The organism is Streptomyces sp. NBC_01142 (assembly GCF_026341125.1).
In the GTDB taxonomy this organism is placed as follows: Bacteria; Actinomycetota; Actinomycetes; order Streptomycetales; family Streptomycetaceae; genus Streptomyces.
The window spans coordinates 388,835-402,945 of record NZ_JAPEOR010000002.1; the positions used below are offsets into that span (position 1 = coordinate 388,835).

The following is a 14,111-nucleotide window of genomic DNA, read 5'->3' on the forward strand; positions in this document are numbered from 1 at the left end:
AGTTCAGCTCGGCCGGTACTCCGCGTGCGGGATCGCACGTTCCCACGCCGCCTCATACGCCATGGCGTACTGCTTGGCGAGCGCCGGATCGTGACAGACCTCCATGCGCGGGCCGGTCCACTGACCGTCACCGCTGAAGTGGTGAAGGATCAAGGTCTGTTCGTCCATGACCCAGCCGTCCAGCACAGGGAGCAGCAGATCACGGGCGCGAGAGCGAGGCAGCCAACGCACGTCCTCCCCCGCTGCGACGTTCGTGAACGTGCCGTCGTACTCATACCGCACGTAGTCGCTCAGCGGCTCGGAGACAACGCGCAGCCGCCGCATGACCACGCCTCGGCCGGTCGTCTCGGCCACGACGTCCAGCCATGACCGCCACCACGACTCGCGGTCGTTCGGGTCGTACCGGTGCCCGTGCTGCCAGCGGAGGAACTCGGGGTCGTCCCTCATGTAGCTGTCCCGCATCTCAAGGTGCATCGCTGAGCGCTGCGCCATTGCGAGAGCTTCACGTACCGCTGTTGCCACCGTTGACCTCACTGTCGGGGCGGGGGATGAACTGGAGCATGTTTGCGGGCAGCCGGATCACGGTCTCGTGCTCCGGAACGTCGGTCGAGTGGCCCGGCACCGAGCCGACTTCCTGCGCCTGACGGACGGTCGCCTCGTCCGCCTTCCATGACTGGATGATCAGGTCTCCGGTCGTGTCGTCGAGCCAGATCGTGGGCGAGCCGTCGTCCGGGGTGTTCGGCCAAATCCCGAGGAACTTTAGGGCCATTGGGCACTCCTCTAGCGAGTGGGTTGCACCAGCGTGCACGAGCCTCACGCTTCCGGCTGATCAGGGCAAGAGGGGAGCGGACGGCTCGGGCAGTTGGCCACGTGACCAACGCATGACCAACACCGGCCAGGAACGGGCAGAAACAGCAGGTGAGCATGACCAATCGCCTCAAGGTCCAAGGGGCCTCAGAGGGTGTGTTTCCGCAGGTCAGCTAACTAATGAGCTGGCGCCCGAGTGGAGAGTTCAAGTCCCCCCTCGGACACCAGCAAGATCCCCACGGAATCCCGTGGGGATCTTTGTGTATTCCTGGGTGCCGTGTGTCTCCAGTACGACCGCGGCGAGGGCGCAGCCGAAGCGGGCCGCCCGCTTGTGCGGCCACCCCCGTGCGACGCCCGCGAGGAAGCCGGCCCGGAAAGCGTCGCCCGCGCCGGTCGGGTCGGCGACGGTGTCCGGCGGGACGGCGGGTACGCGCACTGGCGGGGCGCCGGAGCCCGCCAGTCGGACACCGTCCGCGCCCAGCGTGGTGATCCAGGTGCCGACCCGGCCCAGCACCTCCCGCTCGCTCCATCCCGTCCGCTCGCGCAGCAGCGCGGCCTCGTAGGCGTTGGTGAAGAGGAAGCGGGCGCCGTGCACCAGCCGACGGGTCTGCGGGCGGTCCAGTCCGGCGAGTTGCTGGGAGGGGTCTGCCGCGAAGGGAAGCCCGAGGGACCGGCAGGCCTCGGTGTGCCTGAGCATCGCCTCGGGGTCGTCGGCGCCGATGAGGACGAGGTCGAGACCTCCGGTGCGCCGGGCGACCGCGGCGAGGTCGATCTCGCGGGCCTCGGCCATGGCGCCGGCGTAGAAGGTGGCGATCTGGTTCTGGTCGGTGTCCGTGGTGCAGACGAAGCGTGCGGTGTGCAGGGTTTCGCTGATACGGACCGAGGCGGTGTCGACGCCGACGGCCCGCAGGCGGGCGCCGTGGTCGGCGAAGTCCGCGCCGACGGCTCCGACGAGGGTGGGGCGATGCCCGAGGACGGCCAGACCGTACGCGATGTTGGCGGCCACTCCGCCCTGGTGGATCTCGAGCCGGTCGGCGAGGAAGGAGAGCGAGACATGCCGGAGCTGGTCGGCGAGGAGCTGGTCGGTGAAGCGGCCGGGGAAGGTCATCAGATGGTCGGTGGCGATGGAGCCGGTGACGGCGATCCGCATGCCGGGCCGGACGTCGGCCGGCACGTTGAGCCGGACGTCGGACGGGGTCTCGGATCGCATGTCAGATTCCCGCCGCCCGGCGCAGGGCGTCCGCACGGTCGGTGCGTTCCCAGGTGAAGTCGGGGAGTTCGCGGCCGAAGTGTCCGTACGCAGCCGTCCGCGCGTAGATGGGGCGCAGCAGGTCGAGGTCGCGGATGAGCGCGGCCGGGCGGAGGTCGAAGACCTCGGTGACGGCCTTTTCGATGACGGGCTGGGCGACCACCGCGGTCTCGAAGGTCTCGACGAACAGGCCCACGGGTTCGGCGACGCCGATGGCGTACGCGACCTGGACCTCGCAGCGGCGGGCGAGTCCGGCCGCGACCACGTTCTTGGCGACCCAGCGCATCGCGTACGCCGCGCTGCGGTCCACCTTGGACGGGTCCTTGCCGGAGAACGCGCCGCCCCCGTGGCGGGCCATCCCACCGTACGTATCGACGATGATCTTCCGGCCGGTCACTCCCGCATCGCCCATGGGACCGCCGATCTCGAACCGCCCCGTCGGGTTGACCAGCAGGCGGTAGCCGTCGGTCTCCAGCTTGGTTCCCTCGTCGGCCAGTTCGCCCAGGACGTGTTCCACGACCGAGCGGCGGATGTCGGGGGTGAGCAGGGTGTCCAGGTCGATGCCCGGGGCGTGCTGCGAGGAGACGACGACGGTGTTGAGCCGGGACGGGCGGCGGCCCAGGTATTCGACAGTCACCTGGGTCTTGCCGTCGGGGCGCAGATAGGGGACGGTCCCGTCCCCGCGGACCTCCGCGAGACGGCGCGCGAAGCGGTGCGCGAGGTGGATCGGCAGGGGCATCAGCTCCGGGGTCTCGTCGCAGGCGTACCCGAACATCAGGCCCTGGTCGCCCGCTCCCCCGGTGTCGACGCCCTGCGCGATGTCCGGCGACTGCGCGCCGATAGACACCGAGACCCCGCACGAGGCTCCGTCGAAGCCCTTCGAGGAGGAGTCGTAGCCGATCTCGAGGATCTTGTTCCGTACCAGGGTGGGCACGTCGGCGTGGGCGGTGGTGCTGACCTCGCCCGCGATATGCACCTGGCCGGTGGTGATCAGGGTCTCGATGGCGACCCTGGCGTGCGGGTCGTCCGCGAGGAGGGCGTCGAGCAGGGTGTCGCTGATCTGGTCGGCGATCTTGTCGGGGTGGCCCTCGGTGACGGACTCCGAGGTGAACAGACGACGTGACATCAACTCATCCCATCGGTGGTCGGGCTGTGGTGAGTGGTCGGGCTGTGGTGAGTGCTCGGACTGCGGTGCGTGCTCAGAGCGGGACGGCGACGGCCCCGAGCAGCAGGAGATTGCAGGCCCCCTGCGCGCATGCGCAGGCGAGGGCGGATCCGGTGACGGCACGGCAGACGCCGAGCGCCAGACCCATCAGAAAGACGGAGGGCAGTACGCCGCAGATCACTCTGAGGTTCAGCGGGTTGAGGCCGTAGTCGCCCAGGTGCACGAGCGACCAGCCGAGCGCGGTCACGACGATCGCCGTGTAGGTGCCGCGCTGTTGCTCGACGGCCCGGTACAGGACGCCGCGGTAGCAGACCTCCTCGACGACGGGGACCAGGACGCCGAGGCACAGCAGCATCGCCGCCGTGCCCAGCATGGGGACGCCCGGCACCAGGTCCTCGAAGAGCCGGGGGACCCACACGGTCCAGTTGTCGTCGCCGTCGCCGAAGGCCGCCCGGGTGGCGAAGTACGTCTGTGCGTACACCAGCGCGACCAGCGTCGTGCCCACCACCGCGGGGAGCGGGGCGAACCGGCACACGCCCGCCGCCGCCCACTCCTGGCGGGGCAGTGCGAGCAGGACGGCGGCGCTCAGCGCGACGGAGAGCACCATCAGCGGGAAGGCGAACGCGCCGGCGACCCGGACCACCGCGAGCACCGCGAAGAGCGCGGCGGCCGAGGCGAGCGGGAAGGCCGCATGGTGGCGGCGCAGCCGGGCGAGCGCGCCGGGACGGGCCTGCGCCCGGTGCTTCGTGGTGGCCATGGCGGATCACCCCGGCGCCTTCTGCCGCGACCGGCCGAAGCTGGGCATCCACCAGTTGTACTTGCGGAAGAGCAGCAGGGTCGCCGGCACGAAGAGCATGCGGATCAGGGTGGCGTCGAGCAGGACGGCGAGGCCGAGCCCGGCTCCGTACTCCTGGAGCATCAGGGTGGAGGACAGGGCCATCGTGCCGAGGCTTCCGGCCATGACCAGGCCGGCGGCGTTGATCACGCGCCCGGTGTCCACCACCGCCTGAAGGGTGGCTTCCTCCTGGGACAGGCCGCTGCGGGCCAGGTCGCGTACGCGGGTGACGAGGAAGATCTCGTAGTCCATCCCGAGGCCCATCATCAGGACCGTGAGGAAGATCGGCAGATCGTCGATGATCGCCTCGCCGCGCCAGTGGTGGAAGATCAGTACGGTCAGGCCCACCGCCCAGACATTGCTCAGCATGATCGTGCCGATCAACCGGATCGGGACGAGCAGCGAGCGCAGCGCGATGACCAGCATCACGAACACGCCGATACTGACGAGCACGACCATCTGCCAGAAGCTGCGGCTCAGGGCGGAGCCGTACTGGCGGTCCACCTGGGTCGCGCCGCCGACATCCAGTTCTCCGACGGTGCTGCGCGCCGCGGCGGTCACTTTCTCCACGCGCTGTACGGCCGCGGCCGCGCCGGGTGAGTACGGATCGTCCTCGAGGGCGACGACGAACCGCAGGGAGCCGTCGCGGGCGACGTAGTCGTCGCGCAGGCTCTGGGGCATGGCTGCGACCTCGTCCGCCGTCCACCGGGTGCCGAAGGGATGGGTGGCGGAGTCGACGGAGGCGACGCCCTTCGTCGCGGCGAGCTGGTCGGTCAGCCGGGCCACCGCCTGCTGTCCGTCGGCCGAGAGTGCTCCCTTGTCCACGGTCCCGGCCGCGGAGGCGCCGACCACGACGGTGGGAAGCACCGCGGCGTCCCCCCACCGTTCGGCGACCGTCTCGAAGCCGTCCCGGGAGTCGGTGGCGGGGCTGAGTGCGACGGGGTCCGCCGTGGAGCGGCTGTCGGCCACGACCAGTGCGAACGGCACGGTCACGGCGAGGAATACGACGACGATCGCCACCTTGCGGCGGCGGGCGAACTCGGCGGTGCGGCGCAGATGGCGCCCCACGGCGCCGGTGTGTTCCAGGTCGGACAGCGGTGCGCGTCCCAGGGCGAAGAAGCGGTCGCCGAGCAGGACCAGCAGGCAGGGGGTGAGAGTGAGGGCGGCGGCCAGCACGATGGGGATGCCGAGGAGCCCGCCGTAGCCGAGCGGCGGAATCCAGTCGACCGGCGACAGCAGCGTCGCACCGAAGGCCAGTGCCACGGCGATGGCGGCCAGCAGCATGCTCTCGCCCGCGTGCACCGTGGCCTGGACGGCGGCTTCGCGGGGGGCGCGGCCCGCCAGCCGCTCCTGCCGGTATCGGGAGGAGAGCAGCATGCTGTAGTCGACGCCCGCGCCCAGCATCACGAACGTCATGATGGTGACGGTGAACTGAGTGAGCGTCACTTCCTTGCCGAGCAGATAGAGCGCCGCCTGGCTGACGTTCATCGCGAGCCCGATGACGACCAGGGTGAGGACGGCGGGCACGATGGCGCGGAAGAAGAGCAGCAGGACGACGAAGATGATGACGTACGCCACCGACTCCATCAGAGCGTTGTCGGACTCGGCCTTCTCGTAGGTGTCGTGGATGAGTGCGAGCTCACCGGTGACATGGACCTCGGCCTGTCCGCCCAGGCCCGCCTTGTCGAGGAGTTCGCCGGCGGAGTCGCGCAGGCCCTCGACATCGGGGTCGTTGCCCGCCTCGGCGGTGTAGCTGACGGATGCCAGTGCCGCTGTGCCGTCCTCGGCGATCAGTCGCGCGGCGGCTTCCTCCGGTACGTCGAGCGGGAAGTTCTGCCAGTCGGTTCCGGCCGCGAACGCCCCTGCGATACGGGAGACGGCCGCGGCGTCCCGGGCGGTGACGGCCGCGCGCGCCGGGCCTTCCAGCGGGGCCGGTACCCGGCCCTGGGCGATCTCCCGGTCGATGAATTCGCGTCTGGATCCGGCATCCCCCGCCGGTGCCTGTGCGTCTGCTCTCGCGCGGATACCGGTGAGGAACTGCGCGGTCGCGTCCCGGTGGAGGGTGAAGGCGGACGAGGAGCGCTCAACCTCCCCGTCCTTCTGCAGGGCGGCGATGGTGGTGTCCAACTCGGCCAGGAACCGGCGCACTTCGGGTGTGTTGACCCGGTCGGCTTCGAGGACGAGGACGACCTCGCGCTGCGAGCGGTGCGGGAAGGACGTGGCCGTCAGTTCCTCGGCGCGTGCGCTGCTGGTGCCGGGCACGACCTTGGACGCGCCCTGGTCGGTGAGGACGGAGGTCAGCTGGAGGGCGAAGGGCGTACAGAGCGCGATCAGCACCGCCCACACCAGGATCACCGTCTTGGGGCGGGAGGTGATCCGCTGCGCGAATCGGAGCAGTACGCGCTGGACTGCGGCCGGGGGCGGCCCCGTTGGCCGCGTACCGCCCGGCCCGGTGTCCGGGGCGGGCGCGGCCGGCAGGCCTTGCTTGGTCGGGTTCGTCATACGACCGATGCCTCCTCGCCCACGGCCCGGCGGCGGGCGGCCGCGCTGTCGGCCTGTTTGGTGCCGGTGACCACGACGAAGGTGTGCTGGATGTCGAGGACGCCGTGCCGGGCGAGGTGTTCACGCAGTCCGGCGGCGATACGGTCCAGGACCAGCTGTTCGCGGTCGCTGTCGACGGCGGTCTTGAAACCGGCCGCGGCCCCGGAGCGCTGGACCCATTCGACGGCTTGCTCGGGGGTGTGGGCGGGGATGGTCTGTGCACCGTCGCGTCGGCTGTCGACCGTCAGCCCCGCCTTGATGAACCAGCGCGCGACGGTCGCCGCGTCCTTGGGGAGCGTGACCCGGATCAGGCCGGTCAGCAGGGAGGGGTCGTCGGCGAAGATCCGCTCGAGGCGTTCGGTGAGCGCCCGGTGGGCGTCGGCACGGGTCTCGATGACGACGACGCGGCCGCCGGGGCGCAGTACCCGCTCGATCTGGGTGAGCAGCCGGGTCGGCTTGGTGTAGCAGATGGCCCAGCCGACGACGACCAGGTCGGCGCTGTCCGAGGGCCGGGACTCGATGAAGGTGTCCATGTCGCCCTCGGAGAGCTCCACGTGCAGACCGGGGGCGGCGTCGGCCAGGGGAAGGACCTTGTCCTTGGCGACCTGCAGCATCCCGGGCGACTTGTCGACGGCGTACACCGCGCCGCTGCCGTTCAGCCGCCGTACGACCTCCTCCGTCAAGTGGCCGGTGCCGCAGGCCAGTTCCACGACAGTGTCCCCGGGGGTGACGGGCACGGTGTCGAGGGCCTCTATCGAGTGCTTGCCCATCACCGGGCTGAAGAAGGTGTCGTAGTCCCCACTGGCGGCGTCGTAGTCCGCCGTGGGATCGGCATGTGCCTTGTTGATCGCGAGGCGCAGTGCTCGTGCGGCCAGTCGTACGCGTGACATGTGCGGGCTCCTTCATGAGGACGAACGGGCAGGGGCGGCCGAGCGGGCGAGGTGGAGCAGTGCGCCCGTACAGGCGAGGACGCTTGCGGCGGCGCGGGCCTCGGCCAGGCAGAGGGCGCCGGCCGCGCATCCGGCTGCCGCGCCGGCGAGCAGCACGGTGATGTGTACGGCGGCCGGGCCGGGGCCGGCCGTTCCCCGGGCCGGTTCGGCGGCCGGCCCGGGGAACAGGAGGGAGACCGCGACGAGCGCGGTGGCGAATGCGCAGACCGCGAGGACGGTCAGGGTGGCGGCCGTCTGCTGCGGGCGCGGACACGGTACGGCCGCGCCGAGCAGCAGCAGACCCGCCGCGACCGGCATCCGCCGGGTGCGGTCCTCGAGCCGGTCCGCGGCCGCGCGGGCGGTCAGGGCGCCCGCGGCGAGCGCCAGGACCAGTACCAGGAACGTCAGCCCCACGAGGCTCGGGGTGGCGACCGGCGCCGGGAACGCGACCGGGGACACCCCCGCCGCGATCCCCGTGACCGGCAGGGCTGTGCGGGTCATGCCGACGTCACCCCGGACGGCACGCATACGCGGGGGCGGATGAGGTCCGCCTCGGCCGCGAACGCCTCGATCACCCGGTCCAGTTGTCCGACGCTGTGGGTGGCCATGAAGCTCGTACGCAGCCGGGGCGAGGCGGCGGGCGGGAGGACCGGGTTCACATAGACGCCCCGGTCGATGAGGCGGTGCCAGGCGGAGAGCGTCTCGAGGGCGCCGGCGGTCGGTATGGGGATGATCGGTGTGGTGCTCGCCCCGGTCTCCACTCCGGCTTCGGCGAGTCCGCGCCGTATGTATGCGGCGTTGGCCTGTACGGCGTCGACCAGTTGGGGCTCCTCGCGCAGGATACGCAGCGCGGCCAGCGCGGAGGCCGTGTTGGCGGGGGTCATGGACGCGCTGAACATCAGGCTGCGGGCATGGTGTTTGAGGTAGTGGATCGCCTCCTCGCTGCCCGCGACGGCACCGCCGAGGGAGGCGAGGGACTTGCTGAAGGTGACCGTGATCAGGTCCACCTGGTCGGTGAGCCCGAAGTGGGCGGCGGTGCCGCGGCCGGAGGCGAGGACGCCGAGACCGTGTGCGTCGTCCAGTACCAGCCGTGCGCCGTACCTCCGGCACACGGCCACGATCGCGGGAAGGTCGCAGAGATCGCCCTCCATGGAGTAGACGCCGTCGACGACGACCAGGCGGGGGGCGTCGTCGGGCAGCCCCTCCAGGGCCTGGGCGAGCGCGGTCGCGTCGTTGTGCGGGAACCAGCGCACCTTGGCGCCGCTGAGCCGGCATCCGTCGACGAGGGAGGCGTGCGCGTCCTTGTCGACCAGGACGTAGTCACGGGGCGTCAGCAGGGCGGCGATCACCCCGAGGTTGGTCTGGTATCCGGTCGTCATCACCAGCGCTGCGGGCTTGCCCAGGAAGCGGGCGAGTTCGTCCTCCAGCTGGAGGTGGAGATCGATGTTGCCGTTGAGGAAGCGGGAGCCGGTGCAGGAACTCCCGTACACATCGAGTGCGTCGCGGGCCGCGGCCCGCACCCGGGGATCGGCGGTCAGGCCGAGGTAGTTGTTGGAGCCGCACATGATCAGTTCGCGGCCACCGCGCCGTACGGTCGCGCCCTCGTGGCCCTCGAGCGGCAGGAAGTAGGGATAGAGACCGCTCTCGATCAGTTCTGCCGCGACGGTGAAGGCCGCGAACCGTGAAAAGACATCCGTCTGCTCTGCTATCGCATTCACGAAGAATTCCCCTTGCAGCTGGAATGCGCGCGCGACTGGTCCGGCCATGACCCACGGCCGGACTTTTCCCGCGCGGGAAGGAGCGATTCACGCAGCATGAATACAGCACCTGGCATTACCGCTGACCATGCGGGCAGGAATGGCCGCACACATGAGGCGGGTGAAGGTGATCACGTGAACCGAAAGGGAACCCACATCACAGGATGATGATGGATTCAAGGTCGCCGTTGACCTGGGCAGGCCTGTCCGCAGGTCGTTGGCGACCGCTCCGGTACAGGGCTGCAAGAAGCACCCGGGGGCGGGCCGAGGGGCGCGTTACGGCACTCCCTGCGGCCCGCCGAAAGTCGGGTGCGGAATCTAAGTTCTCGGTTTCTTCGCCATTCAAGTCCCCCGATCGACAAGCCGTGGAACCGCCTCAAGGGCAGTAACTAATTCAGCGAATGGACCGTAACCATATCCGGCCATTCATGTCAACCAACTCTTGACAGCGCCCCGCCAATCCACCTGGATTTAACAATTCCGCTTTCCGTGAGTGCGCCCCCGCGCCGGTCGAACACGCCGTCCGTACAAGATGCTACGCTGCATTCGACCGTCCAGACGGTCGGTCCTGTGAAGCGGTACCGGAAGACGGGTGGGACAGGTGCGCGATCGGCTCCTCGACGCGGTGGAACGGCTCCTGGTGAAGGGCGGCGTGGACGCCGTCCGGCTGGACGCCGTGGCATCGGAGGCCGGGGTGAGCAAGGGCGGCCTGCTCCATCACTTCCCCAGCAAACGCGCCCTGGTGGAGGGCGTGGTCCAGCGCCTGGTCGAGCGGTTCGAGGCGGTCCTGCCCGGACCGGACGCGCCGGCCGGCTCGTACACCATGGCCTGGCTCGACGCCTCTGTCCCGCCGGAGTCCCCCGAGGACGGTGACGACCCTCGCAACGAGGTGCCGGTCGCCCTGCTCGCGGCAGCCGGCGGTCCCGAGGTGCTCGATGTGCTCCAGCGCCACTACCGCACATGGCAGGAGCGCCTCGACGCGGACGGGCTGCCGCCCGGCGTCAGCTCTCTGGTCCGGATGGCGGTCGACGGCTGGTGGACGGCGCGCCTGCTCGGGCTCGCCGCACCCCGGGGCGACGCCCATGTGCAGCTGCGCCGGCTGGTGAGTGAACTCATCGACCAGGAACGGGAGTCGAGCTGATGGGCATCGTCCTGGTCGCGGGCGCGATCCTCTCGGAGGTGATCGCCACCCTGGCGCTGCGGGCCTCGCACGGACTGAGCCGCCTCGGCCCGACCGCCCTGGTGGTCATCGGCTACGGGACGGCGTTCGTCCTGCTCGCGCAGGCGCTCAAGACCCTGAACGTCGGCCCGGTGTATGCCGTGTGGTCGGGAGTGGGGACGGTCGGCGCCTTCCTCGGCGGAGTCCTCCTGTTCGACGAACCGGTACGGGCGGCGACGGTCGTGGGTATCGCCCTCGTCGTCCTCGGTGTCGCCGTGATGTATCTGGGCGGCGGAATGGAGCACTGATGAAGAGCCGTGTCCCGACGCAGCGTGGCTTCCGGCTGGTCAAGGCGGCGATGCTGGCGACCGACGTCACCTTCCTCCTCTACTGGACGGCCTCGCTCCTCGTCCTCATTCCGCCCGCGTACGCGTACAAGGACTACGACGACCCGGTGATGAGTGACTGGAACTACTCGTTCCTGCCGCTGGACGTGGCCGCCAGCGCGACCGGGCTCGCCGCGCTTGTCCTCGTGCGCGGGCGCTGCACGCGCCGGCTTGCCCGTCACCGTCCCCTCTGGCGGCCGCTGATGCTCATCTCCCTGACGCTGACCAGCACCGCAGGACTGCAGGCGGTCGTCTTCTGGGCGCTGCGCGGTGACTGGTCCCCGACCTGGTGGATTCCCAACCTTTTCCTGCTGCTGTTCCCCCTCCCCTCGATCGCGCTGCTGCTCCGGCACGATGTCGGCCCCGGGACCGGGGGCGGGGCCGGGGTTCCGCAGACCTCCGACGCGGTGCGCATACAGTCAGGTCGGTGAGACGCAGACACAAAGCCCCGCCCGCGCCGCTCCCCCAGCGCGACGGGATCGACCCGGTGCGGCTGCGGCTGCCCGCCGACCCGGACGGCGCCTGGGCGACGGTGGGCGACCATGTCGCCGCGCGGTACGCCGATGCGATCGGGACCGAGCAGGTCGACGCCATGTTCCGGGAGGGGCGCATTGTCGGCGCGAACGGGCCGGTCGGCGCCGACGAGCCGTACGCCGAAGGGCGCTACCTCTGGTTCCACCGGGACTTCGCCCCCGAGGCACCGGTCCCCTTCGAGGTGCGGATCGTGTACCGGGACGAGCGCGTGGTGATCGCCGACAAGCCGCACTTCCTGGCCACCACTCCGCGCGGCGGGCACATCACCGAGACGGCGCTGGCCCGGCTGCGTCGCGATCTTGCGCTGCCTCAGCTGCAGCCCGCACACCGGCTCGACCGGCTGACGGCCGGGCTCACGCTCTTCGTCGTACGGCCCGGGGACCGGGGCGCCTATCAGTCGCTGTTCCAGGAGCGGCAGGTGCGCAAGGAGTACGAGGCGGTGGCCCCGTACGACCCGGCGGTGGCGCTGCCCCGCACCGTACGCAGCCGGATCGTGAAGGAGCGCGGGGTGCTGGCCGCCCGCGAGGAGCCGGGCGAACCGAACAGCGAGAGCCGGATCGAGCTGCTGGAGCACCGCGCCGGGCTCGGCCGGTACCGGCTGCTGCCGGCCACCGGCCGCACCCATCAGCTGCGGGTCCATATGAACAGCCTGGGGCTGCCGATCCTGGACGACCCGCTCTATCCTCTCGTCCGGGAGCCGGAGCCCGACGACTTCTCCCGTCCGCTTCAACTCCTGGCGAAGGTACTGGAGTTCACCGATCCGGTGACAGGAGAGCCGTTCCGCTTCGAGAGCCGGCTGCGGCTGGCCCGGTGGTCCCGTCCCACGGCAGGCCACTAAGGGGAGGCAATCCACTCCTCCAGGTGGGGCGCCTCGTCGCCGATGACGGTCGAGTCGCCGTGACCCGTACGCACGACTGTCTGCGGCGGCAGCGTGAACAGCCGGTCCCGGATCGAGTCGATGATCGTCGGGAAGTGCGAGAAGGACCGGCCGGTGGCGCCCGGGCCGCCCTGGAAGAGGGTGTCGCCGGTGAAGACCGTCGACAGCTCGGGGGCGTACAGACAGACGGCGCCCGGGGCATGGCCCGGGGTGTGCAGCACGGTGAGCGTCACGCCGCCGGCGGTGAGGGTCTGACCGTCGGCCAGTGCGCCGTCGGGGGCGCGGTCGGGGTGCGTCTGCTTCCACAGCGGCAGATCGTCGGGATGAAGCAGGATGGGCGCGCCGGTGGCGTCGGCGAGCGCGGGGGCGGCATCGATGTGGTCGTTGTGCGCGTGGGTGCAGACGATGGCGCGCAGCGTACGGCCGTCGAGCGCATCGAGGATGGCGGGGGCGTCGTGAGCGGCGTCGATGACGATCGCCTCCCGCTCGTCTCCGACGATCCAGACGTTGTTGTCGACGTCCCAGGTGCCGCCGTCGAGGGAGAAGGTGCCGGAGGTGACCAGATGGTCGATCCCGCTGTTCGGGGGGTTCATCAGAACTCCACCACCGAACGCAGTACGTCGCCCTCGTGCATCCGGGCGAAGGCCTTCTCCACGTCGCCGAGTCCGATGGTCTCGGTGACGAACGCACTGAGGTCGATACGGCCCTGCTGGTGCAGATCGATGAGCATCGGGAAGTCGCGGGAGGGCAGACAGTCGCCGTACCAGGACGACTTGAGGGCACCGCCGCGGCCGAAGACATCCAGGAGCGGCAGCTCCAGCTTCATCTCGGGCGTGGGCACGCCGACGAGGACGACCGTGCCGGCCAGGTCGCGGGCGTAGAAGGCCTGCCGGTACGTCTCCGGGTGGCCTACGGCCTCGATGACGACATCCGCGCCGAAGCCACCGGTGAGCTCGCGGATCGCCTCGACGGGGTCGGTGGAGCGGGAGTTCACGGTATGGGTGGCGCCCATCTTCTTCGCCGTCTCGAGCTTGCGGTCGTCGATGTCGACGGCGATGATCCGGGCCGCGCCGGCCAGGCGCGCGCCGACGACTGCCGCGTCGCCCACGCCTCCGCAGCCGATGACGGCGACACTGTCGCCGCGGCCGACCTGGCCGGTGTTGATGGCGGCGCCGATGCCGGCCATCACGCCGCAGCCGAGCAGGCCCGCGACTGCCGGGGAGACGGCGGGATCGACCTTGGTGCACTGGCCGGCCGCGACCAGGGTCTTCTCGGCGAAGGCCCCGATGCCGAGCGCCGGGGAAAGCTCCGTCCCCCCGGTCAGCGTCATCTTCTGCTTCGCGTTGTGGGTGTCGAAGCAGTACTGCGGACGGCCGCGCAGACACGCCCGGCAACTTCCGCACACCGCACGCCAGTTGAGTACGACAAAATCTCCGGGCGCGACATTCGTGACGCCGTCGCCGACCGACTCCACCACGCCTGCGGCCTCATGGCCGAGGAGGAAGGGGAAGTCGTCGTTGATCGCGCCCTGCTTGTAGTGCAGATCGGTGTGACAGACCCCGCAGGCCTGCACCTTCACCACGGCCTCACCCGGGCCGGGATCGGGGATGATGATCGTCTCGACTCGTACCGGCTCGTTCTTCCCCGGCGCGACCACGCCTTGCACCTGCTGCGACATCGCAGAACCTGCCCTTCCTCGTACATGAAGTCGACCACCACTATGGCCTGTCACGGCGGCGCCCCGCGATGGCGGGTTTGTACGCCACTCGCTGGGCGCAGCCGCGCCGGCCAGAGCCGTGACCGCCGTGACCGCCGTGACCGAGGCTGGGCGGGGTGACGGCAGCGGCCCCCGCGGGATTTCTCCCGCGGGGG

At 70.4% G+C, this 14,111-nt stretch carries 15 protein-coding genes; 4 read left to right on the forward strand and 11 right to left on the reverse strand.

The window, feature by feature from the left end; genetic code table 11:
* Positions 1-3: 3 nt before the first annotated feature.
* The 9 genes from OG883_RS19150 to OG883_RS19190 form a co-directional block, all read right to left on the reverse strand.
* The gene (locus OG883_RS19150; RefSeq protein ID WP_353963139.1) at positions 4-522 is read right to left on the reverse strand and encodes a DUF6879 family protein; all 519 of its coding nucleotides are present in this window, start codon (positions 520-522) and stop codon (positions 4-6) included.
* The gene (locus OG883_RS19155) at positions 503-769 is read right to left on the reverse strand and encodes a hypothetical protein (RefSeq protein ID WP_266542513.1); all 267 of its coding nucleotides are present in this window, start codon (positions 767-769) and stop codon (positions 503-505) included. Before OG883_RS19155 ends, OG883_RS19150 begins: the two co-directional genes overlap by 20 nt.
* 243 nt (positions 770-1,012) lie before the next feature.
* The gene (locus OG883_RS19160; RefSeq protein WP_266549200.1) at positions 1,013-1,957 is read right to left on the reverse strand and encodes a carbohydrate kinase family protein; all 945 of its coding nucleotides are present in this window, start codon (positions 1,955-1,957) and stop codon (positions 1,013-1,015) included.
* Between the two features lie 61 nt (positions 1,958-2,018).
* Complete coding sequence (gene metK, locus OG883_RS19165; RefSeq protein ID WP_266542515.1) at positions 2,019-3,182, reverse strand: methionine adenosyltransferase; 1,164 nt, start codon at positions 3,180-3,182, stop codon at positions 2,019-2,021.
* A 73-nt stretch (positions 3,183-3,255) separates the two neighbouring features.
* Positions 3,256-3,978, reverse strand: coding sequence for a CPBP family intramembrane glutamic endopeptidase (locus OG883_RS19170; RefSeq protein ID WP_266542517.1), 723 nt, complete (start codon positions 3,976-3,978; stop codon positions 3,256-3,258).
* 6 nt (positions 3,979-3,984) lie between these two features.
* Positions 3,985-6,558 (reverse strand): MMPL family transporter, encoded by a 2,574-nt coding sequence (locus OG883_RS19175; protein WP_266542519.1) that lies wholly within the window; start codon positions 6,556-6,558, stop codon positions 3,985-3,987.
* On the reverse strand, positions 6,555-7,487 hold the full coding sequence (locus tag OG883_RS19180) for a methyltransferase domain-containing protein (protein WP_266542521.1): 933 nt from the start codon (positions 7,485-7,487) through the stop codon (positions 6,555-6,557). The genes OG883_RS19175 and OG883_RS19180 overlap by 4 nt, the downstream gene beginning before the upstream one ends.
* 12 nt (positions 7,488-7,499) lie before the next feature.
* Entirely contained in the window at positions 7,500-8,027 is a 528-nt protein-coding gene (locus OG883_RS19185; RefSeq protein WP_266542523.1) for a hypothetical protein, read from the reverse strand.
* The gene (locus tag OG883_RS19190) at positions 8,024-9,244 is read right to left on the reverse strand and encodes a pyridoxal phosphate-dependent aminotransferase family protein (protein ID WP_266542525.1); all 1,221 of its coding nucleotides are present in this window, start codon (positions 9,242-9,244) and stop codon (positions 8,024-8,026) included. Before OG883_RS19190 ends, OG883_RS19185 begins: the two co-directional genes overlap by 4 nt.
* A gap of 640 nt (positions 9,245-9,884) precedes the next feature.
* Here OG883_RS19190 and OG883_RS19195 point away from each other — a divergent pair.
* The 4 genes from OG883_RS19195 to OG883_RS19210 are packed head-to-tail and all read left to right on the forward strand — an operon-like array spanning position 9,885 to position 12,200.
* Positions 9,885-10,424, forward strand: coding sequence for a TetR/AcrR family transcriptional regulator (locus OG883_RS19195; RefSeq protein ID WP_266542527.1), 540 nt, complete (start codon positions 9,885-9,887; stop codon positions 10,422-10,424).
* Positions 10,424-10,750 (forward strand): multidrug efflux SMR transporter, encoded by a 327-nt coding sequence (locus OG883_RS19200; RefSeq protein ID WP_266542528.1) that lies wholly within the window; start codon positions 10,424-10,426, stop codon positions 10,748-10,750. The genes OG883_RS19195 and OG883_RS19200 overlap by 1 nt, the downstream gene beginning before the upstream one ends.
* Positions 10,750-11,259 (forward strand): DUF5360 family protein, encoded by a 510-nt coding sequence (locus OG883_RS19205; RefSeq protein WP_266542530.1) that lies wholly within the window; start codon positions 10,750-10,752, stop codon positions 11,257-11,259. Before OG883_RS19200 ends, OG883_RS19205 begins: the two co-directional genes overlap by 1 nt.
* A complete protein-coding gene (locus OG883_RS19210; protein WP_266542532.1) occupies positions 11,256-12,200 on the forward strand; it encodes a pseudouridine synthase in 945 nt (314 codons plus the stop codon). The genes OG883_RS19205 and OG883_RS19210 overlap by 4 nt, the downstream gene beginning before the upstream one ends.
* Here the strand turns inward: OG883_RS19210 and OG883_RS19215 are convergent.
* Together OG883_RS19215 and OG883_RS19220 are read right to left on the reverse strand one after the other, a co-directional pair.
* Complete coding sequence (locus OG883_RS19215; protein WP_266542534.1) at positions 12,197-12,832, reverse strand: MBL fold metallo-hydrolase; 636 nt, start codon at positions 12,830-12,832, stop codon at positions 12,197-12,199. The genes OG883_RS19210 and OG883_RS19215 overlap by 4 nt on opposite strands.
* Entirely contained in the window at positions 12,832-13,917 is a 1,086-nt protein-coding gene (locus tag OG883_RS19220) for an S-(hydroxymethyl)mycothiol dehydrogenase (RefSeq protein WP_266542536.1), read from the reverse strand. Before OG883_RS19220 ends, OG883_RS19215 begins: the two co-directional genes overlap by 1 nt.
* Positions 13,918-14,111: the final 194 nt, after the last annotated feature.

Coding starts and splice junctions, on each gene's coding strand:
- OG883_RS19155 (WP_266542513.1), bottom strand. CDS start 769: ATGGCCCTAAAGTTCCTCGGGATTTGGCCGAACACCCCGGACGACGGC.
- OG883_RS19160 (WP_266549200.1), bottom strand. CDS start 1,957: ATGCGGATCGCCGTCACCGGCTCCATCGCCACCGACCATCTGATGACC.
- metK (WP_266542515.1), bottom strand. CDS start 3,182: ATGTCACGTCGTCTGTTCACCTCGGAGTCCGTCACCGAGGGCCACCCC.
- OG883_RS19170 (WP_266542517.1), bottom strand. CDS start 3,978: ATGGCCACCACGAAGCACCGGGCGCAGGCCCGTCCCGGCGCGCTCGCC.
- OG883_RS19175 (WP_266542519.1), bottom strand. CDS start 6,558: ATGACGAACCCGACCAAGCAAGGCCTGCCGGCCGCGCCCGCCCCGGAC.
- OG883_RS19180 (WP_266542521.1), bottom strand. CDS start 7,487: ATGTCACGCGTACGACTGGCCGCACGAGCACTGCGCCTCGCGATCAAC.
- OG883_RS19185 (WP_266542523.1), bottom strand. CDS start 8,027: ATGACCCGCACAGCCCTGCCGGTCACGGGGATCGCGGCGGGGGTGTCC.
- OG883_RS19200 (WP_266542528.1), top strand. CDS start 10,424: ATGGGCATCGTCCTGGTCGCGGGCGCGATCCTCTCGGAGGTGATCGCC.
- OG883_RS19205 (WP_266542530.1), top strand. CDS start 10,750: ATGAAGAGCCGTGTCCCGACGCAGCGTGGCTTCCGGCTGGTCAAGGCG.
- OG883_RS19215 (WP_266542534.1), bottom strand. CDS start 12,832: ATGAACCCCCCGAACAGCGGGATCGACCATCTGGTCACCTCCGGCACC.
- OG883_RS19220 (WP_266542536.1), bottom strand. CDS start 13,917: ATGTCGCAGCAGGTGCAAGGCGTGGTCGCGCCGGGGAAGAACGAGCCG.